Annotated in this window: 21 protein-coding genes and 1 pseudogene; 17 read left to right on the top strand and 5 right to left on the bottom strand. The window is 41.9% G+C overall.

The genetic code is table 11. From position 1 onward, the window contains the following. Positions 1 to 150 precede the first annotated feature (150 nt). From CF596_RS10705 to CF596_RS10675, 7 genes and pseudogenes are all read left to right on the top strand, one after another. Positions 151 to 1233, top strand: a pseudogene (locus CF596_RS10705) (D-arabinono-1,4-lactone oxidase); the annotation flags it as partial. A 58-nt stretch (positions 1234 to 1291) separates the two neighbouring features. Beyond that, positions 1292 to 2461 carry an alanine racemase gene (locus CF596_RS10700; RefSeq protein WP_096902436.1) on the top strand — a complete coding sequence of 390 codons (1170 nt, stop codon included), beginning with the start codon at positions 1292 to 1294 and terminating at the stop codon, positions 2459 to 2461. A gap of 188 nt (positions 2462 to 2649) precedes the next feature. Further along, positions 2650 to 4572, top strand: a complete 1923-nt coding sequence (gene thrS / locus CF596_RS10695; protein ID WP_004975142.1) for a threonine--tRNA ligase — start codon at positions 2650 to 2652, stop codon at positions 4570 to 4572. A gap of 5 nt (positions 4573 to 4577) precedes the next feature. After that, positions 4578 to 5126, top strand: coding sequence for a translation initiation factor IF-3 (infC, locus tag CF596_RS10690; protein ID WP_096902435.1), 549 nt, complete (start codon positions 4578 to 4580; stop codon positions 5124 to 5126). 212 nt (positions 5127 to 5338) lie between these two features. Continuing rightward, the gene (locus tag CF596_RS10685; protein ID WP_004975146.1) at positions 5339 to 5956 is read left to right on the top strand and encodes a glutathione S-transferase N-terminal domain-containing protein; all 618 of its coding nucleotides are present in this window, start codon (positions 5339 to 5341) and stop codon (positions 5954 to 5956) included. Between the two features lie 72 nt (positions 5957 to 6028). Then, positions 6029 to 6313: a hypothetical protein gene (locus tag CF596_RS10680; protein ID WP_004975148.1), complete on the top strand. Its 285-nt coding sequence runs from the start codon at positions 6029 to 6031 to the stop codon at positions 6311 to 6313. Positions 6314 to 6320: 7 nt separating this feature from the next. Next, a complete protein-coding gene (locus CF596_RS10675) occupies positions 6321 to 6749 on the top strand; it encodes a YqaA family protein (protein ID WP_004975149.1) in 429 nt (142 codons plus the stop codon). Between the two features lie 28 nt (positions 6750 to 6777). Here the strand turns inward: CF596_RS10675 and CF596_RS10670 are convergent, their stop codons facing one another. Then, positions 6778 to 7539: an energy transducer TonB gene (locus CF596_RS10670; RefSeq protein WP_096902434.1), complete on the bottom strand. Its 762-nt coding sequence runs from the start codon at positions 7537 to 7539 to the stop codon at positions 6778 to 6780. A gap of 337 nt (positions 7540 to 7876) precedes the next feature. Here CF596_RS10670 and rpmI point away from each other — a divergent pair, with 337 nt between their 5' ends. Together rpmI and rplT are read left to right on the top strand one after the other, a co-directional pair. Further along, positions 7877 to 8071, top strand: coding sequence for a 50S ribosomal protein L35 (gene rpmI, locus CF596_RS10665; protein WP_004975152.1), 195 nt, complete (start codon positions 7877 to 7879; stop codon positions 8069 to 8071). Between the two features lie 11 nt (positions 8072 to 8082). After that, complete coding sequence (rplT, locus tag CF596_RS10660) at positions 8083 to 8442, top strand: 50S ribosomal protein L20 (RefSeq protein ID WP_004975153.1); 360 nt, start codon at positions 8083 to 8085, stop codon at positions 8440 to 8442. 292 nt (positions 8443 to 8734) lie between these two features. Here rplT and CF596_RS10655 read toward each other — a convergent pair whose 3' ends face one another. Further along, positions 8735 to 9763 (bottom strand): hypothetical protein, encoded by a 1029-nt coding sequence (locus CF596_RS10655; protein ID WP_096902433.1) that lies wholly within the window; start codon positions 9761 to 9763, stop codon positions 8735 to 8737. A 159-nt stretch (positions 9764 to 9922) separates the two neighbouring features. On the opposite strand from CF596_RS10655, the gene pheS reads away from it, so the two are divergent. The 3 genes from pheS (at position 9923) to CF596_RS10640 (ending at position 13752) form a co-directional block, all read left to right on the top strand. Continuing rightward, the gene (pheS, locus tag CF596_RS10650) at positions 9923 to 10903 is read left to right on the top strand and encodes a phenylalanine--tRNA ligase subunit alpha (protein WP_096902432.1); all 981 of its coding nucleotides are present in this window, start codon (positions 9923 to 9925) and stop codon (positions 10901 to 10903) included. Positions 10904 to 11077: 174 nt separating this feature from the next. After that, complete coding sequence (pheT, locus tag CF596_RS10645) at positions 11078 to 13459, top strand: phenylalanine--tRNA ligase subunit beta (protein WP_096902431.1); 2382 nt, start codon at positions 11078 to 11080, stop codon at positions 13457 to 13459. After that, positions 13456 to 13752, top strand: a complete 297-nt coding sequence (locus CF596_RS10640; RefSeq protein ID WP_004649746.1) for an integration host factor subunit alpha — start codon at positions 13456 to 13458, stop codon at positions 13750 to 13752. Before pheT ends, CF596_RS10640 begins: the two co-directional genes overlap by 4 nt. A gap of 370 nt (positions 13753 to 14122) precedes the next feature. On the opposite strand, the gene CF596_RS10635 is transcribed toward CF596_RS10640, so the two are convergent. From CF596_RS10635 to trxA, 3 genes are all read right to left on the bottom strand, one after another. Further along, positions 14123 to 14410: a hypothetical protein gene (locus CF596_RS10635; RefSeq protein WP_004975160.1), complete on the bottom strand. Its 288-nt coding sequence runs from the start codon at positions 14408 to 14410 to the stop codon at positions 14123 to 14125. A 421-nt stretch (positions 14411 to 14831) separates the two neighbouring features. Continuing rightward, a complete protein-coding gene (gene rho, locus CF596_RS10630) occupies positions 14832 to 16100 on the bottom strand; it encodes a transcription termination factor Rho (RefSeq protein ID WP_004975162.1) in 1269 nt (422 codons plus the stop codon). A gap of 335 nt (positions 16101 to 16435) precedes the next feature. Then, positions 16436 to 16762 carry a thioredoxin gene (trxA, locus tag CF596_RS10625; protein WP_004975164.1) on the bottom strand — a complete coding sequence of 109 codons (327 nt, stop codon included), beginning with the start codon at positions 16760 to 16762 and terminating at the stop codon, positions 16436 to 16438. 271 nt (positions 16763 to 17033) lie between these two features. On the opposite strand from trxA, the gene ppx reads away from it, so the two are divergent. The 5 genes from ppx to CF596_RS10600 are packed head-to-tail and all read left to right on the top strand — an operon-like array spanning position 17034 to position 22161. Then, a complete protein-coding gene (ppx, locus tag CF596_RS10620; protein WP_096902430.1) occupies positions 17034 to 18554 on the top strand; it encodes an exopolyphosphatase in 1521 nt (506 codons plus the stop codon). Positions 18555 to 18586: 32 nt separating this feature from the next. After that, on the top strand, positions 18587 to 19408 hold the full coding sequence (locus tag CF596_RS10615) for an acetyl-CoA carboxylase carboxyltransferase subunit alpha (RefSeq protein WP_004975170.1): 822 nt from the start codon (positions 18587 to 18589) through the stop codon (positions 19406 to 19408). After that, entirely contained in the window at positions 19345 to 20691 is a 1347-nt protein-coding gene (tilS, locus tag CF596_RS10610; RefSeq protein WP_096902429.1) for a tRNA lysidine(34) synthetase TilS, read from the top strand. Before CF596_RS10615 ends, tilS begins: the two co-directional genes overlap by 64 nt. Positions 20692 to 20721: 30 nt before the next feature. Continuing rightward, complete coding sequence (gene proC, locus CF596_RS10605) at positions 20722 to 21549, top strand: pyrroline-5-carboxylate reductase (protein ID WP_096902428.1); 828 nt, start codon at positions 20722 to 20724, stop codon at positions 21547 to 21549. A gap of 42 nt (positions 21550 to 21591) precedes the next feature. After that, positions 21592 to 22161 (top strand): YggT family protein, encoded by a 570-nt coding sequence (locus CF596_RS10600; protein WP_004975174.1) that lies wholly within the window; start codon positions 21592 to 21594, stop codon positions 22159 to 22161. Positions 22162 to 22218 lie beyond the last annotated feature (57 nt).

The raw sequence follows: 22218 nt of genomic DNA, 5'->3' as shown, positions 1-22218 counted from the left end.
TGCATAAGTGGTGATTAAGGCGGTGAGTTACACCGTGACAGCCTATGGAATTGAGGTAATCCCTAAAGCAAATGTTTTAGGTTCTTGATGGTGAAGTAGGAATTAAACATCAAACCCACATTGAGTAGGTTTTAAATAACGGTGCATCAATTTAATGCACAAAAGCAGCAATGCACCTTACATGCAGGGACTCGGCTGTACAAACTGGGTGAATGTCTAGCTCCGATTCATCAGGCGCTGCAAAATCAGGGCGATATTGATCATCAGAGTTTGGCAGGTGTGGTTGCAACAGGAACACATGGCACAGGTGTGGATTTACCTTGTCTATCGGCTTTGGTGACTGATTTTGAACTGCTCACAGCAGAGGGTGAGGTGTTGCAATGTTCACCTGAACACAATGCTGAAATTTTTCAGGCAGGTCGGGTCGCGCTGGGCAGTTTTGGGGTGATGACCAAAATCACTTTACAAAACCGTTCGCGCTATAAACTCAAAGAGCAGCTACGTTTATGTGCCTTGAGTGATATTTATCAATATATAGACCGTTGGAAGCATCAACATCGCCATATTGAGTTTTGGGCATTTTTACACAGTGATCAGGTGATTTTAAAAACCTTAGATGAGAGCCGAGGATTGACGGATCCTCGTCCGCAACATTGGTTATCAGAAGACCGTTTATTAAATTTTTGTTCGGAAATAACCCGTGTTTTTCCACAGTTAAATCCGTATTTACAATCTTTGTTGGGCGTGTTTATCAAACCGAGTACTCATGTCGATTGGTCGAGTCAAATTTTCCCAACGCCACGCAATACCAAATTTAACGAAATGGAATACCAATTGCCTGCCGAGCAAGGTTTGGCGTGTTTAGAAGAATTATTGGCGGTTTTGAAACAACAGCGTGTCGCCATGTTTTTCCCAATCGAGTTTCGCTATTTCAAAGGCGATGATATTTGGCTGAGTCCTTTTTATGGACGGGATTCGGTGTCTATTTCAATCCACCAATTTTATAAACAAGATTGCCAACATATTTTTAAATGGGTCGAACCGATTTTACAAAAATATCAGGGACGTCCACATTGGGGCAAATTGCACAGTATGCAAGCGGATCAATTACGTGAGTTATATCCAAAATGGGATGATTTTATGCAACTTCGTGAGCAGCTTGATCCACAGCAAAAATGGATTAACCCATATTTAAGACAAATTTTCACGATTCCAAGTTTGAGTGCAGCGTGATGTTCAATAAACAACTCAAGCAATCGCAAAATAAGAGCATTCAATTAGGGAGCGTGACATGCAAAGTGATTATTTTCAGCAACTCACCCACAGTTTGCAGCAACAGGGTACAGGAACACCGCAACTGATTGTGGATATGGCACGTTTTCAGCATAACTTGGATTATGTTGCAGCCCATTTGCCTGCACGGTTGCAACCACGACTGGTGGTGAAATCGCTAGCGTGTTTGGAGATATTGCAACACGCAAGCCAAAGTCTGAATACGCAGCGTTTTATGTTGTTTCATCTGCCACATTTGTATGAAGTGATGCAGCAATTTCCACAAGCAGATGTACTGTTTGGCAAGCCAATGCCAATACGTGCGGTAGATGCTTTTTATCAGCAGGTGATGGCGTCTGCTGAGAATATCCAATTGCATTTACAATGGTTGGTTGATCAACCTGCACGTTTACAACAGTATTTACATTTGGCACAACAACGCCAGCTTTGTTTGAATATTAATCTTGAAATTGATATCGGTTTGCATCGTGGTGGGGCGCAAGATCATGCTGGATTTATGCAAATGCTGGAATTGATTCAGCAGCATCCACAACATTTAAAACTGTCAGGTTTGATGGGGTACGATGCGCATGTGGTGAAATTACCAAATGTATTTCATGCACAAGCCAAAGCCTATCAACACTCACAGCAGCAATATAGAAATTATAAACAACTGATTCAGCATCATTTTCCAAAGTTGTGGCAGGATGACTTGTGTTTTAACGGTGGTGGTAGCCTGACATTTATGCAGCATTGTCAGCACAGTGAATGTAATGATCTGGCTTTTGGTTCGATGTTGCTTAAACCCAGTGATTTTGATTTAAAAATCTTGTCAGATTTGCAATCGGCTTTGTGGATTGCAACACCTGTTTTAAAGGTATTGGCTGCGGTACTAGTGCCAGGCTTAGATCGTTTGCAGTCCTATTTGCCACAATCCAATCAAGCCGTTTTTGTTTATGGTGGCTATTGGATGGCAGATTATGTTTATCCTGAGAGCAGTCATCCACATGCTTTATACGGACGCAGTAGCAATCAAGAGTTGATTCAAGTACCCAAACAGCATCGCATCCAAATAGATGATTATGTATTTTTACGCCCGCAACAGAGTGAGGCGGTGTTGCCACAGTTTGAAGCGGTGTATGCCTATCAACATGGACAATTCACGCCGTGGGCAACCTTTAGGGAATAAAAACAGCTGAAATGCCGATTCTTTGGCTTTTTTAGTACACAAAGGTTTAAACCTGTACGCAAGCCGTGTAAAATTTAAGGCGCTTTTTATTTATACACCGTTTTTATCTTTTGAGGGTCTCCCTTAATCATAATCTCGCGGTGATATGCTCCATGGTACGGGGCATCACTCCTTAAGGATTTTTATCTATGCCTATTATCACTTTGCCAAATGGCGATCAAAAACAGTTTGATCAAGCCGTATCTGTGATGGAAGTTGCTCAAAGCATCGGTCCGGGTCTTGCCAAAAATACAGTTGCTGGACGTGTGAATGATCGTTTGGTCGATGCCTGCGATTTAATTACCGAAGATGCAACCCTACAAATTATTACGCCTAAAGATGAAGAAGGCGTAGAGATTATCCGTCACTCATGTGCGCACTTAGTGGGGCATGCGGTAAAACAGCTTTTCCCTGAAGCGAAAATGGTGATTGGCCCTGTCATTGAAGAAGGTTTCTACTATGACATCTGGATGCCTCGTCCATTTACGTTAGATGATTTGGCAGCAATCGAAGAGCGTATGAAAAAGCTCATCGACCAAGATTATGATGTTGTGAAAAAAATGACCCCGCGTGATGAAGTAATTGCAGAATTCACAGCGCGTGGCGAAGAATATAAATTACGTTTGATTGCAGACATGCCAAACGAAACTCAAATGGGTTTGTACTATCATCAAGACTATTTGGATATGTGCCGTGGTCCACACGTTCCAAACACTAAATTCTTAAAGTCGTTCAAACTCACCAAAATTTCTGGCGCTTACTGGCGCGGTGATGCGAAAAACGAACAGTTACAACGTATTTATGGTACGGCTTGGGCAGACAAAAAGCAGCTCGCGGCGTATATCAAACGTATTGAAGAAGCAGAAAAGCGTGACCACCGTAAAATTGGTAAAGCTTTGGACTTGTTCCACATGCAGGAAGAAGCGCCGGGCATGGTGTTTTGGCATCCAAATGGTTGGACGATTTACCAAGTACTTGAGCAATACATGCGTAAAGTACAACAAGACAACGGTTACCTAGAAATTCGTACCCCGCAAGTGGTCGATTTCACGCTATGGGAAAAATCAGGACATGCTGCCAACTACGCAGACAATATGTTTACCACCCATTCTGAAAACCGTAACTATGCAGTAAAACCAATGAACTGCCCATGTCACGTACAAGTCTTTAACCAAGGGCTAAAGTCATATCGTGATTTGCCAATTCGTTTGGCAGAATTTGGTTCATGTCACCGTAACGAGCCATCGGGTTCATTACACGGCATTATGCGCGTACGTGGCTTTACTCAAGACGATGCCCACATTTTCTGTACCAAAGAACAAATTGGGCCAGAAGTTGCAGACTTTATCAAACTGACTTTAGATGTTTATAAAGATTTCGGTTTTGAAGAGGTGCAAATGAAACTGTCTACACGTCCTGAAAAACGTGTGGGAGATGATGCACTTTGGGATATGGCAGAAAAATCTTTGGCAGATGCTTTGGATGCTGCAGGTCTGGAATGGGAGTTACAACCGGGTGAAGGTGCGTTCTACGGTCCGAAAATTGAATTCTCACTGAAAGACTGCTTAGGTCGTGTGTGGCAATGTGGTACAATTCAGTGTGACTTTAACTTGCCTGAGCGTTTAGAGGCATCTTATGTCACTGAAGACAATGATCGTGATCAGCCTGTAATGTTGCACCGCGCAATTCTTGGCAGCTTTGAACGATTTATTGGTATACTTATTGAACACTATGCAGGCTTTATGCCACCATGGTTAGCGCCAGTGCAAGCTTGTGTCATGAATATTACCGATTCACAAGCTGCTGCAAGTGAACAGGTCGTCGCAAAACTTAAAGAAAACGGTATTCGTGCTATTTCTGACTTGAGAAATGAGAAAATCGGCTTTAAGATTCGTGAGCGTACATTAGAGCGTATTCCATACTTACTGGTACTTGGGGACCGTGAAGTGGAAGAAGGAACGGTAAACGTCCGTACTCGCTCAGGAACAAATTTGGGTACTATGTCAATTGATGCTTTCATTGACCTAGTGAAAACAGCCGTCGCAGAACGCGGCCGGTATATTGTGGAGTAACAGCGATTAAACAGCCTGACCGTAATCAACAGGGCGGAAAATCTAACCGTCCTGCTTTGAATGATGAAATTCGTGCAAAAGAAGTCCGTCTTGTAGACGAAAATGGTGAGCAAAAAGGTATTGTAAGCTTGGCTGATGCATTACGCGCAGCAGAAAGCGTTGACCTTGACTTGGTGGAAATTGTGGCAAATGCCGAACCACCGGTGTGCAAAATCATGGACTTTAACAAGCATTTGTTTGATCTAAAGCAAAAGCAGAAAGAAGCGAAGAAAAAACAGCATCAAGTACAGGTGAAAGAAATCAAGCTCCGCCCTGCGACTGATGTTGGTGATTACAACGTAAAATTACGTGCAATTATCAAATTCCTTGAAGAAGGGAACAAGGTAAAAATCACTTTACGCTTCCGTGGTCGTGAAATGGCTCACCAACAGTTAGGTTTGGCTCAATTGCAAAAAGTTGAAGCAGATGTAATTGAATATGGTGTAGTTGAACAAGCACCAAAAATGGAAGGTCGTCAAATGGGTATGTTGCTTGGTCCTAAAAAGAAAAAGTAATCCCATCTTGAACAAAAGAAGCACTGCACCTTGGCGGTGCTTTTTTTTTGTGTGATGAAAGTGAGCATCTATGTTTCATGTTTATGAGATATGCCATTCGATAAAAAAACTCTACGCAGCGACACGCAACAAACGCTTAAAAACATGCTATAACTAAAACCGCAGTAGAAGAATGCTGGTCAAAAAGCAAAAAAAGTAATGAAGGATAAAACATGATTGATCTTTATTATTGGGGCACCCCCAACGGTCATAAAATTAGTATTGCACTTGAAGAAATGGGTTTGGAATATCAAATTTTCCCCATCAATATTTCAGAAGATGATCAATTTCAGCCAGATTTTTTAAAAATTTCGCCCAATAATAAAATTCCTGCAATTGTCGATCAGAACGGTCCGCGTGGTGAGCCAATCTCTGTGTTTGAGTCGGGTGCAATTTTGCAATATCTAGGGCGCAAAACTGGCATGTTTTATCCTACCGATGAACAGGAGCGTGTTGAAGTAGAGCAGTGGCTCATGTGGCAAATGGGTGGTTTTGGTCCAATGTTAGGACAGAATCATCATTTTAGCCGTTATGCACCAGAGAAAATTCCTTATGCGATTGAACGCTATATCAATGAATCCAAGCGTTTGTATGGCGTGTTAAATAAGCAGTTGATGGGGCAAAAGTACGTGGCGGGCGAATATTCAATTGCTGATATGGCTATTTTGCCGTGGGCGTTACGTCATGACTGGCAAAATATTTCGCTGGAAGATTATCCGTATGTACAAGACTATATTACACGGCTGACTGCGCGCCCTGCAGTGCAGAAAGCACTCGCGATTCAAGTTTAAATCTACTTTTATGCTAAGATGCCAGCCACCTGATACCTCACTTTTTCAGGTGGCTTTTTTATTGGATGAGCTATGCAAGAATTTTTTTTAAACTTTACCAAGATTGTTGAGCAAAATGCCAAAGTGTATTGGAGCATTATTTTGGGCATTGTGTCTTGCTTGATCTTATTTGTGATCGAAGCATTTCATGTGCAGAATATGATTGCGGCTTTAAATAGCACAGATCAACAGGTTTTACGTGCTGCGATTGAGCCTGTTACTCAGCGTTATACATGGGCACGTGCGGCACTTATTTTGCTTAGTATTGTTTGGGCGAACTGGGAATATCGTAAAACCAAGCAGGCTTTAGGGCTTTAAATCGTCTATGCTTTGGACGCTGTTTGGTTTATTTTTATCTGCATTTGGTGCGGCAACTTTATTGCCTTTACAGTCCGAAGCTGTGTTGTTGGGGCTGTTATATGAAGGCAGCTATGCACCCATTTGGCTGATTAGCATTGCCAGTCTAGGCAATATTTTAGGTTCTTGTGTGAACTGGTATTTGGGACTCAAGATCGAACATTATAAAGATAAAAAGTGGTTTCCTGTTTCGGCTACACAATTAGAAAAAGCACAGCACACCTACGCCAAATATGGGTTTTGGTCTTTACTGCTCAGTTGGGTGCCGATTATTGGTGATCCAATTACGCTGATTGCAGGTTTAATGAAAGAACATTTTGCCCGTTTTGTGTTGATGGTGAGTCTAGCCAAAATCGGGCGTTATCTGTTTATTTATTTTGTTTATACATGGGTTTAAGCAAGCAACCCCTATTAACTATAGACACTTATGACTGTTCTTGAGCATCACACGTGTTTAAATCAAAATAAATTTCATCTTTTAATTTTGACTTTTTATACAGCCAAAATTGACGCGGTACATCTACTTGAGCAGCTTTCACTGCAGCTAAAACTTGTTGATCAAGTGCGTATTGTCCCGAACCTTGTGTCAATTTCACACGTTTCACTTCGCCATGCTTATTTACTTTGAATTGAAACTTTAACTTACGTGAGTGATTTTTTAAATCTTCCGCACTTAAGTTTAATTGTGGTTGACTACGATACTTATATTGAACTTTTTGCTGTTGTTGCTGTGCTAACCATTGTTTAGATTGAAAATCAAACTGGCAATCTTCGTGCTGGTTATCCTGAAATCTTAAATTAAAGCTTTGAAAACCAATGGTCGGTACGGCAGTATCTTCTACATAGGTCGGTTGAATTTCAGCAGTGCGAACCGCTTGTAATAAGGCATCATCTAATTTTTTCAGCCCTGTACTTTCTTGAATAGTGGCTTGACTGATTTTGCCGGTTTCATCTGCATAAATACGCACAATTGCAGCTCGGTTTTGTTGATTTAAATCTTCATTTTTATATTTGGGTTGTGGAAACTTGCGCCATGCTAAGCGTGTGGTGAGATGAGCAGGCAAGGCAGCACTTTTTTGTACTTCGAGTGTGGCTTTTGGTGTCGATTTCTGCTGCGGTGGTTTTGCAAAAAGATGCGTCGCACTGAGTCCAAGCAATAGAGTTATATATAAAGATGTTTTCATCATATTACGGTCTTTTTTATTTCACACAAGACGAGGCGAAGTATTGATGGAATTGTGGATAATCGCAAGGGTAATCCGCAACTTATTGCAAGTTTTTAGGGTGTTGATCTGCACAATTTTTGACAGAGCTTTAGCTTTATTTTGAATTGTAGTGGGTGTTCACAATTCCAGTATTTTTTCCTGAGTTGAATTACGGCAAATGAGTGAGGTAATGATCATTTTTTATTTAGCCAATATGCTTTTGTTTTAAGCAAAGATGCTTTAGAATACTCGCTCCCTTACCTGCAGGTCGTTTTTGCAATGGTGCAGACGTGCCGAACAGGTGTTTAAAGAGGTTGTTATGGCTAAGTTAAAAACTCGCCGTGGTGCAGCTAAACGTTTCAAAGCGACTGCTAACGGTTTCAAGCGTAAACAAGCGTTCAAACGCCACATTTTGACCAAAAAATCTGCTAAACGTATCCGTCAATTGCGCGGCTGTGTAATGGTTCACGTGAGTGACGTTGCTGCTGTTCGTGCTATGTGCCCATACATCTAAGGAGATTATAAATGGCTCGTGTAAAACGTGGTGTACAGGCTCATCGCCGTCATAAAAAAATTCTTGCTCGTGCTAAAGGTTACTATGGTGCTCGTTCACGCGTATATCGCGTAGCGTTCCAAGCGGTAATCAAAGCAGGTCAATACGCTTACCGTGACCGTCGTCAAAAGAAACGTCAATTCCGTGCTTTATGGATTGCGCGTATCAATGCGGGCGCTCGTCAAAATGGTTTATCGTACAGCCGTATGATCGCTGGCTTGAAAAAAGCACAAGTGATTATCGACCGTCGCGTACTTGCTGACATCGCTATGCATGACGCAGTTGCATTTGCTGCTTTAGCTACAAAAGCTAAAGATGCATTAGCTGCATAAGTCTTTATGACTTAAAAGAAAGACCGCATTTGCGGTCTTTTTTTATGCCTGAAATTTAGGGTCTCTGCCAAGTTTCATAACTCAATCTGAGAAATTTTTAGCCACAGCCTGAGCAAAAACAAGCACTGCTTTGTTTGCAGCGGAAGGCGCAGCGAAGGACAAGCATATTTTTTGCTGCTATTGCGTTATGTGCCGGTCATTTAGAATGACTAAATTTCCTGTCCCATGCCTTATATCAGCTAAAAAATATGCGTTGTCGCAAACATAGACGAATTGTCAACAGCCCCTAAGCTTATAAACCAAAATAATAGGCAGCTGCACAAATAACCACAGTCATTAAAATCAGTTTAATCACGGCAGATGTACCCACTTTATGCGTAGCTGCAGGTGTTGGTATTTGTGGTGAAGCGATGTTTTGTACTTGGCTAGGCGTTGATTCAAAAGGATCAGGTGTTTGCACTGGCGTGAGCTGTGCGGTCTGATAATGGTTCGCAACCTTGGTGATAAATTTGGCGTGTAAATCTTCAAGTTTCTGAGAAAAATGACGTAAATTGAGTTGTTCGCTTGGTTCAAGTTCTGTGCCATCGGCATGATAAGGATGCTGGATTTGATTCTGAATGTGTTGATCCAGTGCATCTAAACGATACAGCATCTGATGTGCATAGGCAGCAGGGTAGTCTGCGGGAATTAACGCCAAAGTTGGGTATATGCTTTCAGTTGCGTTTTGAGTAAGATCTACACCGAAATAAGGTTTAGCGCTTTGCTCTGGTTCAACAAACTCTGTAGCACAAGGATTTAAAAATAACTCGGAGCGAATAAAGCGATCAATTTCATCCCAGTTTGGAGAGGCAAAATCTGTATCGAGCTGTCTGGCAAGTTTGTGATTTAATTGATAACGCCACATGACTTCTTGACGTAGCTCGCTCTGTTGGGAAACAGGCGCCATATAATCTTGTTCTGCGGTATACCATTCTGCAAGCTCTTTTCCGAAAATCCAAGCAGATTTGTGCTGTGCCTCGTGACTCACAATAAAGTGTGCAAAAGGCAATAACTCTACATTTGGATTGGGGTTTTTTTCATCATTTAAAATACTTGCCTGATGTAGGCTTAAACGTCGCACACCTTGTTGTTTAAGATGCTCTAACCAGATTTGAAAGTGTTGTGCCAGTAAATGTTGTGACAATAAATCACGAAACTGAATTTGATGCTGGTTAAACACTTGATGCTTGAGCCAATGATTAAAACTTAAATCTTGAGCCAAATATTCATTGCCATAAGTCACAAGGGTAAGTTGCTGTTTCCAAATCTGATCGAGCGCCATAATGTTGAGATCTCGTGGTGATTGGCTTTATCTTATACTTTTTGTATTTCAAGATGCTAATCTAATTTTCATTACATCGAAGCTTCATCAAAGCGACTAAAAACTGTTAGAATACGGGGTTTTTAAATTATTTCTAAATTGTTGCTTTTGAGAGTTACTATGTCACTGGAAGCCCTGACCAATGAAGCGCTCGCTGCAATTGCAGCAGCAGAGGACCTTGCTACACTCGACCAGGTGCGAGTGCAATTTACGGGGAAAAAAAGCCAGCTTGCGGAACAATCCAAAGCACTGGGTAAAATGGACCCTGAACAGCGTAAAGAATTTGGTGCACAAATTCATGCTGTGCGTGAAGCAATCAATGCGGCATTAACTGCGCGTCAAACTGAATTACAACAAGCGGCTTTGGCACAAAAACTGGCGAATGAAACCGTTGATATTGCTTTGCCAGGTCGTGGTCAAAGCATCGGCAGTATTCACCCAGTTACGCAGGTACAGGAACGTATTTGCCAATTCTTTACCAAAGCAGGTTTTACCGTGGCAACGGGCCCAGAAGTTGAAGATGACTATCACAACTTTGAAGCGTTGAATATTCCAGGACATCACCCTGCGCGTGCCATGCACGATACTTTCTATTTTGATGTGAATCATTTATTGCGTACCCACACGTCGGGCGTACAAATTCGCACCATGGAAAATCAACAGCCGCCTATTCGTATTGTTTGTCCAGGTCGTGTGTATCGCTGTGACTCAGACCAAACACACTCACCGATGTTCCATCAAATTGAAGGCTTATACGTCGCAGAAAATACCAGTTTTGCAGAACTCAAAGGTTTGTTAATTAACCTGTTAAACGAATTCTTTGAAAAAGACTTAAAAGTACGTTTCCGTCCATCTTATTTCCCATTCACAGAGCCAAGTGCCGAAGTGGATATTATGGATGAACGTGGTCGCTGGTTGGAAGTTTTGGGCTGCGGTATGGTGCATCCAAATGTGTTACGCGCTTCAGGCATTGATCCAGAAAAATATAAAGGTTTTGCCTTCGGTTTAGGGGTAGAGCGTTTTGCGATGTTGCGTTATGGCATCAATGACTTGCGTATGTTCTACCAAAATGATGTGCGTTTCTTGCGCCAGTTTGCTTAAAACTTTTTAAACAACCTTTCCTAAAATTAGGAGAGGGAAAAGAGATTATTTTTAAATTTTAAAAATCCCCCTAAATCCCCCTTTGTAAAAGGGGGACTTACGCGAAATAAATAGAAGTGTGGGAATTCCCCTCTTTATTAAAGAGGGGTTAGGGGAGATTCAGGAAATGAATGTATGAAAATTAGCGAAAATTGGCTACGCACGTGGGTTAACCCAGCCATTGACAGCGATACTTTATCGAATCAACTCACGATGCTGGGTCTAGAAGTTGATGATATGTCACCAGCAGCAAAGCCATTTACAGGCGTTGTGGTGGGTGAAGTCTTAACGGTTGAACAGCATCCAGATGCAGATCGTTTACGTGTGACTACGGTAAATATTGGTTCAGGTGAGCCGTTGCAGATTGTGTGTGGTGCGCCAAACGTGCGTGTAGGTATGAAAGCACCTGTGGCAACCATTGGTGCGGTATTGCCAGGCGACTTTAAAATCAAAAAAGGCAAACTGCGTGGTGTGGAATCACAAGGGATGCTCTGCGGCGCATCAGAAATTGACCTTGAAGATAAACTTGATGGTTTATTGGAACTGCCTGCAGATGCACCTGTAGGTGTGAATGTACGTGAATATCTTGATCTAGATGACCATGTCATTGATATCAGTATTACTCCAAACCGTGGTGATTGTTTCAGTATTCGTGGTATTGCCCGTGAAATTGGGGTGATTAACCAATTGCCAGTGAATACACCTGACATTCAGGCAGTAGCGGCAACTATTCAGGATGAAAAAACTGTACAAAGTTTGACGGAAGGCTGCCCACGTTATTTAGGTCGTGTGATTAAAAATGTAAATACCAAAGCCGCTACACCTGAGTGGATGGAGCGCGCGTTGGCACGTTCAGGTATCCGTCAGCACAGTATTTTGGTTGATATTACCAACTATGTCTTGATTGAATTGGGTCAGCCAATGCACGCTTTTGATGGTGCTAAAATTCAAGGTGGCATTCAAGTTCGTCAAGCGACTGCAGCAGAAAAATTGGTGCTGTTAAACGAGCAAGAAGTTGAGCTGCAAGATGATGTGATGGTGATTGCCGATGACGCAAAAGTATTGGCGATGGCGGGCATCATGGGTGGTTTATCTTCTGCGGTAAGTGATGAAACCACAGAAATTTTCCTTGAATCCGCTTTCTTTGCACCATTGCATATCGCAGGTCGTGCACGTCGTTATGGTTTGCATACCGATGCCTCACAGCGTTATGAACGTGGTGTCGATTTTGAATTGCCATTATTGGCGATGAACCGTGCATCACAACTGATTGCAGAATTTGCTGGCGGCGAATTTGGTCCAATTACAGTGGCAGAACAAGCAGCACACTTACCAACACGTGAAGCAATTGCGTTAAATCAAGCGCAAGTCGATCAGCTCTTGGGTTATCACGTTGATGCTACATTTATTGCCGATGCTTTAACTCGTTTAGGCTGCGAAGTTACTGTTCAAGCTGAAGGTCAGTGGAGCGTTGTACCACCATCACATCGTTTTGATATGGCAATTTACCAAGACTTAATTGAAGAAGTTGCTCGTATTCACGGTTATGACAACATTCAAATCAGTTTGCCTGTGATTGATGTGCAATTAGCAAAATACCAAGATCAGTTTGAAGTTGCGCAATTACGTCAAACCGCAGTGACTTTAGGTTATCAAGAAGCAATTAGTTTTAGCTTTGCCGATGCAAAATTGGAAAAACAATTAAACCCTGCAGTGAATCCGTTGGCATTGGCGAATCCAATTTCAAGCGATTTGGCAGTAATGCGCTCAACGTTGTTATCCAGCTTAATTCCATGCGTTCAGTACAACGTGAATCGTCAACAAAACCGTGTGCGTTTCTTTGAGTTGGGTTTACGTTTTGATTATCAACATGCAGCAAGCATTCATGACTTGAAGCAAATTCCAACTTTGGCATTGATTGCGGTGGGTGCTAAACATGCAGAATCTTGGCATGCTAAAGCTCAGCCTATGGATTTCTTCGATTTTAAAGGCGATATTGAAGAAATTTTAGCTGCAGGTCGTGTGCAGGTAGAGTATGTTCGTTCAGAGCGTACTTGGTTGCATCCTGGACAATCTGCTGAAATTTTGGTAGATGGTCAGTCTATTGGTTACTTTGGTCGTTTACATCCATCTTTAGAAGATGAGCTGGATTTAGGCACGGCTTGGGTAGCAGAACTCGATCAAACAGCAGTTTTGCAAACTTATGTATCTAATTTTACAGAATTATCACGTTTTCCATCGGTTAGACGTGATATTGCGCTTTTAATTAGTGATAAGATAAATGTAAGCGAAATTCAGCAACTTATTGAAAAAACGGGTGGAGCGCTGTTAGACTCAACTTGGTTATTCGATGTGTATACTGGACAAGGTGTTGAACAAGGCAAGCGTTCTTTGGCTTTTGCTCTGTTATGGCAACATCCAACACGTACACTTGAAGATGCTGAAATTAAATCTGGTATGGATAACATTCTGCAAGTGTTGGAAAACACTTACCAAGCGACATTGAGGGCTTCATGACAGCATTAACAAAAGCAGAAATGGCTGATCATTTAAGTGAGCTCACGAGTTTAAACCGCCGTGAAGCGAAACAAATGGTCGAGTTATTTTTTGATGAGATCAGCCAAGCACTGATCTCTGGCGAGCAAGTTAAACTTTCAGGGTTTGGGAACTTCGAGTTACGTGATAAACGTCAACGACCTGGTCGCAACCCGAAAACAGGCGAAGAAATTCCAATTTCAGCCCGCCGTGTAGTCACATTCCGCGCAGGGCAGAAATTCCGCCAGCGTGTGGGAAATGAGCAGATCGATTGATCTGCTTTTTTTTATGCTTTTTATAAGAGATTTTAGAAAGACGCTGTGATTTAGCAAGACATAGTGATTGATCTTGCAATTGGGAGACTTGAATCAAACTATGGATATGAATGAAAACACTGTAGAGCTGAACAAGACGCTACCTAAGAATTGAGCGTGGAGATGAGAAACCAAAAGGTTATATCGAAATAAATGCCGAATGGGGTTAAGTGTTTTGGTTAAATGCTTTTATATGCTGAATCATCTACTTGAAAAAGATGGATTGAGCGATTTGGAGATATTGTGCTGAGTAAAATAAATTTTAGACAAAATATTCAGAAATAAAAAAGAGAGCCATCGGCTCTCTTTTTGTACTGCATAATCGTATCGATTATTGAGCAGCAGCTTCAGAAGCAGCAGCAGCAGCGTCTACAGCAGCATCAGCAGCGTCAGTTGCAGCAGCAGCAGCAGTGTCAGCAGCATCTACAGCAGCTTCAGCGCCAGAAGCAACTTCTACAGCAGCAGCGTCAGCAGCAGCTTCAGCTTCAGATGCAGCTACAACAGCTTCAGATGCAGCAGCGTTAGCGTCAGCAGCAGCTTCTTCAGTTTTTTTAGCACAACCAACGAAAGCTAAAGTAGTAGCAACTGCAGCAGCAATAGCGATTTTTTTGAATAACATGGCATCACTCTCTAAAATATGAGATTAAAAAAAACCGACGTTAGTCTGTTGTATGCTTTTATTATTCCTAAATTTTGTTAGGCACTAACAACGCAGGCGCAGTCTAACTGGTCTGCGAATATGCTATCACTGCGCTTTTTGAATTGCTACTAGGTTGATTGAAAAAAAGGCAAAAAAACGCGAAAAATACGTGCTTTTTTAACAGAAAATAACAATTAATTTGGCATTTTAGATTGGAGAGTTGCACGGTAACTGGCTAAAAACTAAAAGGTTTTTACTAAATATTTTTTTATAATCATTTACTTAAAAATAAGTTTACATATACCGCGTGCAATTGTGTCTTTATGTAAATTTTGTCAACCAAATAAAAAAGCCATCGTTTTAAGATGACTTTTTTAGGTGTTCTAATATTTATAGCCGTTTAATTGGCTGCTTTACGTTTCATTTGATCAAAGAAGTCGTCATTAGTTTTGGTTTCTTTCATGCGATCAAGCAAGAATTCCATTGCTGCCAATTCATCTTGAGTGTGTAACAATTTACGCAAAATCCAAACTTTACGCAAATTATCTTCACTCATTAAGCGCTCTTCACGACGTGTACCTGATTTTTTGATGTTCATGGCAGGGAAAACACGTTTTTCTGCAATACGACGGTCTAAGGTAATCTCTTGGTTGCCTGTACCTTTAAACTCTTCGTAAATCACTTCATCCATTTTACTGCCAGTTTCAATCAGTGCAGTTGAAATAATGGTTAGAGAACCACCTTCTTCAATATTACGTGCAGCACCAAAGAAGCGTTTTGGACGTTCTAAAGCGTGCGCATCAACACCACCTGTTAAAACCTTGCCTGAAGAAGGTACGACAGTGTTGTAGGCGCGTGCCAAACGGGTAATCGAATCCAGTAAAATCACCACGTCTTTTTTATGTTCAACTAAACGCTTGGCTTTTTCAATGACCATTTCTGCAACTTGAACGTGACGAGCAGGTGACTCATCAAATGTTGATGCAATCACTTCACCGCGCACGGTGCGTTCCATTTCAGTCACTTCTTCAGGGCGTTCATCAATGAGAAGTACAATCAAGAACACTTCTGGGTTGTTACGAACAATCGACTGAGCGATGTTTTGTAGCAACATGGTTTTACCCGCTTTAGGCGGAGCCACAATAATTGAACGCTGACCTTTACCAATTGGCGCAACCAAATCTACCACACGTGCAGTTAAGTCTTCAGTTGTTCCATTACCTAACTCCATCACCAACTGTTCTGTTGGGAAAAGCGGGGTTAAGTTTTCAAATAAGATTTTATTACGTGAATTTTCAGGGGTGTCATAGTTAATTTGATTGACTTTGAGCAAAGCAAAATAACGTTCGCCTTCTTTTGGTGGACGAATCGTACCTGTAATGGTGTCACCCGTGCGCAGGTTAAAGCGACGAATTTGCGAAGGGCTGACATAAATATCATCTGGGCCAGCAAGGTATGAACCTGCAGCTGAGCGTAAGAAACCAAAACCATCAGAGAGAATTTCTAGAACGCCATCACCAAAAATCTCTTCACCATTCATGGCATGGCGCTTTAAGATGGCAAAAATAATGTCTTGCTTGCGGTTACGCGCCATTCCTTCAAGGCCCATAAACTCGGCAATCTTGATGAGTTCGCCAATCGGTTTTTTCTTGAGTTCGGTTAAATTCATAGAGGTTCTGATAGAATTAAAATTCTGGGGTACAGGTTAGAGAGGGAGCAACATTTAGCCGCATTCATACAATAAAATGAAAGCAATTGTATTTGCACAATAACGATTCAGAGCACTGATTCATTGTTTGATTGAAAAATGTGAAAAACAATTTCTGTTGCCGAGCGGCATTTTTGTGTTGTGTCTTTTCAGAAAGAGGATGAAAGATCCTGCGTTTCCTGAGCATGCAATATAAGAGAGAAACGTCTACTTGTCAATTTGTAGGCAAAAAAAATACGCCAATGCGTGGCGTATTTTTTTCATCATCTCTATAAATAGACGATGGATCCATCGACTTAGATATTTTCGTCAATAAATGCAGTCAATTTAGATTTAGGTGCTGCACCGACTTGCTGTGCAACCACTTCACCATTTTTGAACATCAATAATGCTGGAATATTGCGGATGTTGTAGTTCACTGCAGTTTGTTCGCAAGAAGTTACATCAACTTTTACAATTTTAACTTTGCCTTGGTATTCGTCTGCAAGTACTTCAAGTACAGGTGCAATTGCTTTACATGGCGCACACCAGCCAGCCCAGAAGTCAACCAATACAGGAGTATCTGATTGAAGAACATCTGCTTCGAAGTTTGCATCAGTGGTGTTTACGATGTTGCCAGACATGGATTACGCTCCAAATAATTTTTAAGATAGCTTTAGTTAGTATTACATAGCCATCTTGAACAAAGTAGGGGAATCTGTGGATTTTCCACTCAAAATACAAATTTGTCTAATTGATCGTGACGATAACGCTAAACGAAAATGCTAATTCTGTAACACAATTGTCATATATGCAGAAAATTTAAATAGTCGTCAAATTGTGCTGATAAATGGCTTTTAAATTAGGTGTATGTGAATTACTCTAGGCACAATTCTGTCTAGGTTTGTTTGAAGAATGTCTGATTTTTTAATTGATGAAGAGTTACTCGCAGCCATCGATATGGGGTCGAATAGTTTCCACTTGGCAATTGCACGAGTGGATCATGGTGAAGTAAAAAAAGTGGCATCAATGTCAGAAAAAGTACAGTTGGCCGCAGGTTTAGATGAAAATAAGAATTTGACCGAAGCTGCTCAACAACGTGGTTTGGCATGTTTGGCGCGTTTTGTGGGACGTTTAACTGCGGTGCAGTCAAACCGTTTGCGTATTGTGGCAACCAACGCATTGCGTCAGGCCAAAAATGGACATGAGTTTATTCAAAAAGCCGCAGAAATTTTGCCTAAACCTATTGAAATTATTGCAGGGCGTGAAGAAGCCCGTTTAATTTATTTAGGCGTATCGCACACGATGGCAAATAGTGGTCGTCGTTTGGTAATTGACATTGGCGGTGGTTCGACAGAGTTGATTATTGGCGAAGAATTTGAGCCAATTCATACCGAATCTTTACAAATGGGCTGTGTGGCCTATACCAAAACCTATTTTGCCGATGGTGAAATTAGCAAGAGCAGTTTTGAAAAAGCAGTGGTTGCAGCGCGTAAAGAACTGTATTCGATTGCCAATACTTATAAAGAAGCAGGTTGGGATACCGTTGCAGGTTCGAGCGGTACCATTAAAGCCTGTCGTCAAATTACGGTAAATATGGGCTGGAGCAATGAGCAGGAAAATCTGACTCGTGAAGGTTTAGAAAAACTCAAAGACCGTTTGCTCAAGTTTAAACACGTATCAGAAATGGAATTTGATGGTCTAAAAGAAGACCGTCGAGCAGTTTTGCCAGCAGGTTTGGCAATTTTATATGCGGTATTTGATGTATTAGATATCGATAAACTGGTGTATTCCGATGGGGCTTTGCGTGAAGGCGTAATGTATGACTTGTTGGGACGTTTCCAGCATGAAGACATTCGTGATCGCAGTGTACAGGCCTTGATGGGGCGTTATAACTCAGACCCGAAACAGGCTGGACGTGTGGTGAAAACTGCGCAACATTTATTTGACAGCGTGGCAGAATCATTAAAATTAAATAACGAAGATAGTGACTTATTGCGTCGTGCTGCGTACCTACATGAAATTGGTTTAGCCATCAGTCACAGCAGTTATCATCGTCACGGTGCATATTTATTGCAACATTCGGACATTCCCGGTTTCTCACAAATTGACCAAAACTATCTCTCGCATTTGGTCGGCAACCATCGTCGAAAGTTGCGCCAAGACGCGAAAACAGAAGCACTGAAAGCGGGTGGCAATAAAATTGTTTACTTAAGTTTGTTGCTTCGCCTTGCAGTTTTGGTCAACGCAAGTCGTAGCGATGCGATGCTTCCTGCCATTGAATTAAGCATCCGCAATGCGCAACAATGGCAGCTCAGCGTGTCGGGTGATGCCAAACAATGGCCATTGCTTGTCGCTGAATTGCACGATGAACAAGTGCAATTCAAGAATTGGGACATTGAATTGAATATTCAGTCGGAACAATTTGTCGATTAAGATTTGGTTAATTTAGGGATAACAGTCGACTTATGAAAAAAGCTGCTCAATCTAAAGCATGGAAAACCGTGCAAATTGCACGTCATCCTGAACGTCCGCAATTTCTAGACTATGTGGGTGAAATTTTCACTGAATTTGATGCCTTACATGGCGATCGTTTATTTGGTGATGATGGTGCAATGATCGGTGGATTGGCACGCTTTGATGGTCAGCCTGTCATGGTGATAGGTCAACATCGTGGTCGCAGTACCCGCGAAAAATTACAACACAACTTCGGGATGTGTAATCCAGAAGGCTACCGTAAGGCACAGCGTCTTATGGATATGGCAGAGCGTTTTAATCTGCCAGTTTTCACTTTTGTTGATACGATGGGTGCATACCCAGGTGTAGGTGCAGAGGAGCGTGGTCAGGCAGAAGCGATTGCGACCAGCTTGGCACAACTGTCGAACTTAAAAGTACCTGTAATTGCTACAGTATTGGGCGAAGGTGGTTCAGGCGGTGCGTTGGGTATTGGTGTGGCTGACCGTGTGGTGATGTTGTCACACAGTATTTACTCTGTTATTTCGCCAGAAGGCTGTGCGTCTATTCTGTGGAAAACTGCAGAAAAAGCCGAACAAGCCAGTGAAGCATTGGCATTGACTGCAGAAAAACTGCAAAAGATTGGTATTGTAGAATATGTGGTTGATGAAGGTGAGGGTGCGCATTTAAACCCTGAACAAGTCATGCACAGTCTGAAAAATGTGTTAAAAGAAGCTTTGGATGAATTGCAAGCGATGGATGCAACACAACGATGCGAAGAACGTTACCAGCGTTTAATGAAGTTTGGCAGCGACAATTTAGGTCTAGCGTCTTAAGTCAATTACAGGCTTTTCCTGCACAGACAAAATTTTTAATCGGATGTAGTGGCGGTATGGATTCCATGCTGCTACTGCATCTTTTGTCATTTTTGTGTCCTGAAAAAGTGCGCGCGATTTACATTGATCATCAATTGCAAAGCTCAAGTGCTGAGTGGGGTGCATTGGTGCAAGCCACCTGCCAGAATTTAAATGTACCGTGTGTGTTGCAAAAAGTTAATGTGTCTGAGGGTAATTTAGAAAACCAGGCACGTCAGGCGCGTTATCAGGCCTATATGCAGCACTTAGATAGCAACGAAGTTCTAGTGTTGGCACATCATCAGCAAGATCAGGCAGAAACCGTATTGCTGCGTTTGTTTTCAGGCGCAGGTGTGCAAGGACTTGCTGCCATGCAAGCTGTCGATGTACGTGATGACATTAGCATTTGGCGTCCGTTGTTAGATATTTCGCGTGAGCAGATTTGCCAATGGTGCGCTGAATTAAAGCTCGATTATGTGCAAGACCCAAGCAATCAGGATGTGCATTATGACCGAGCTTGGGCAAGAGAAATATTGTGGCCTGTCGTGCAACAGCGTTTTCCTAAAATGCAGCAAGCTGTGACGCGTACTGCAAACTTGATGCAAGATACTGAAAACATTTTGGCAGAAGTTTTGGCGCAGGATTTAGCTGCATGTGGCACAGACTCACAGTTGAATTTAATTCAGTTACAACAATTGTCTTTGTCACGGCAACGTCAGCTATTATCGGCATGGATGAAAGGACAGGCACAATATCGCCCAAGTTTTGATATGGTCGAACGCTTGCAACGTGAGGTGATTCAAGCCAAAGCCGATGCACAAGCGGCATTACATTGTCAGGATTATTATTATCTGCGTTATCAGCAACAATTATTTCGTTTGCCGAAAGCGGAGTATTTAGCTGCAGAACATTTTGAGGCAGAAGAACAAGTGTTATGTTTGCAGGCAGATCAGACTTTTCAAGTGTGGTCTGGCTGTTATCAACTGCAACAAGCCAAAGTCGGTTTATCTGCAACTTTGCTGAATCGTCCGTTAACTTTACGGCCACGTTTGGGTGGTGAAAAAATTCATTTGTATGGTCGGGTGGGCACATGGCCACTGAAAAAAGCCATTCAGGAAGCACAAATTTTTCCGTGGACGCGTCATACAATTCAAATATTAAGCCTAGATAATGTTATGCTAGGCGTTTTTAGCCCCAAAGGCTTTTGGCTTGCACAGTCGGACTATTGTGTCGCAGATGGATGGCAACCGAATTTAGTCTCTTAACGACAAAGAACTCAACGAAGAGCGTGAATCATGAGTGCAGTATTGAATTGTAATATTAGTTTCATTGGCGGTGGCAACATGGCGCAAGCCTTGATTGGTGGTTTGATTGCCAGAGGTTTGCCGCCAACCCGTATTACAGTTTCAGACCCTGTAGAACAAGTGCGTGAATTATTAAAAGAAAAAGATGTGCATGTCACTGAGGATAATTTGGCCGCGATTGCAGATGCAGATATTGTGGTATTTGCAGTCAAACCACAGGTTTTGGCACAAGTATTGCGTCCATTGCACGGTCAGTTTGAAGATAAACTGGTGATTTCGATTGTTGCGGGCGCAGAAATTGCCACGATTTCTGAGTTATTACGTACAGAACGTGTAGTGCGGGTAATGCCAAATACGCCTGCTTTGGTGCAAACAGGTGCACATGGTTTGTATGCAACCGAACAGGTCAATAGCACTGACCGTGAATTGGCAAGTCAGGTTTTGGCAGCGACAGGTTTAACTATTTGGGTAAACTCTGAGGCGCAAATTGATGCTGTGACTGCAGTATCTGGTTCAGGGCCAGCATATTTCTTCTATTTGATGGAAAGTATGATTCGTGCAGGCAAGAACTTAGGTTTAGATGAAAAAGTGGCGACAGCACTGACGTTACAAACTGCTTTGGGTGCAGCACAAATGGCAATTACCAGCTCGAATACACCTGCAGAATTACGCAAAAATGTAACTTCACCAAATGGCACGACCCAAGCGGCAATTGAAGTGTTTGATCATGCGCAAATTTCACAAAATATTCAGGCGGCATTGGCTGCTGCTAAAACGCGTAGTCAAGAATTAGCGCAAGAGTTGAGTGATAGTATTTAATTATTGAAAAACAATGAATTTAAATTTTAGGAAAGTTTAAGTATGGGTGCAAATTCTGCGCTAATTTTTGGCATTATCATTAACGTAGCGATTTTGCTCGTATTCTTCCGTTTCTTAATGCAATTGGCAGCGGTGAGTCCTTATAACCCTGTGGTGCTTTCAACCATTAAAGCCACCAAAATTGTAGATGTATTTGGACGTATTTTTCCAACGGTTGGCAAAGGTCGAGTTAACTCTGCAGCCTTGGCTTTGTTGGTGGTGTTGTATCTACTCAAAATTTTTGGTGTTATGTATCTCAATGGTGCGATGCCGAATAGTCCAATTCACTTACTGATTCTGACTTTTGTGACCATGATTCAGGATTTAATCCGTTTCTGTCGTTATTTGATTTTTGCCACCATTATTTTGAGTTGGGTGGTGATGTTTACTCAATCTCGTGGCCCGTATATTGAGGTGATTCAAGAGTTGGCAGAGCCGTTATTAGCACCATTTCGTCGTTTATTGCCGAACATGGGCATGATTGATTTGTCGCCAATTATTGCATTTTTGGCTTTATATATCGCTGAAATTATTATGAATCAGGTAGCGATTGTATTGCTGACTGGCTTATAAGTCGCATTATCCTAAAACATTAAAAAGGACTCAAATCGAGTCCTTTTTTTGTAGTTT

The organism is Acinetobacter sp. YT-02, from assembly GCF_002412355.1.
GTDB lineage: Bacteria > Pseudomonadota > Gammaproteobacteria > Pseudomonadales > Moraxellaceae > Acinetobacter > Acinetobacter towneri.
The sequence above is the reverse complement of the archived record's forward strand: the minus strand, read 5'-3'. Positions and strand labels throughout refer to the sequence as shown.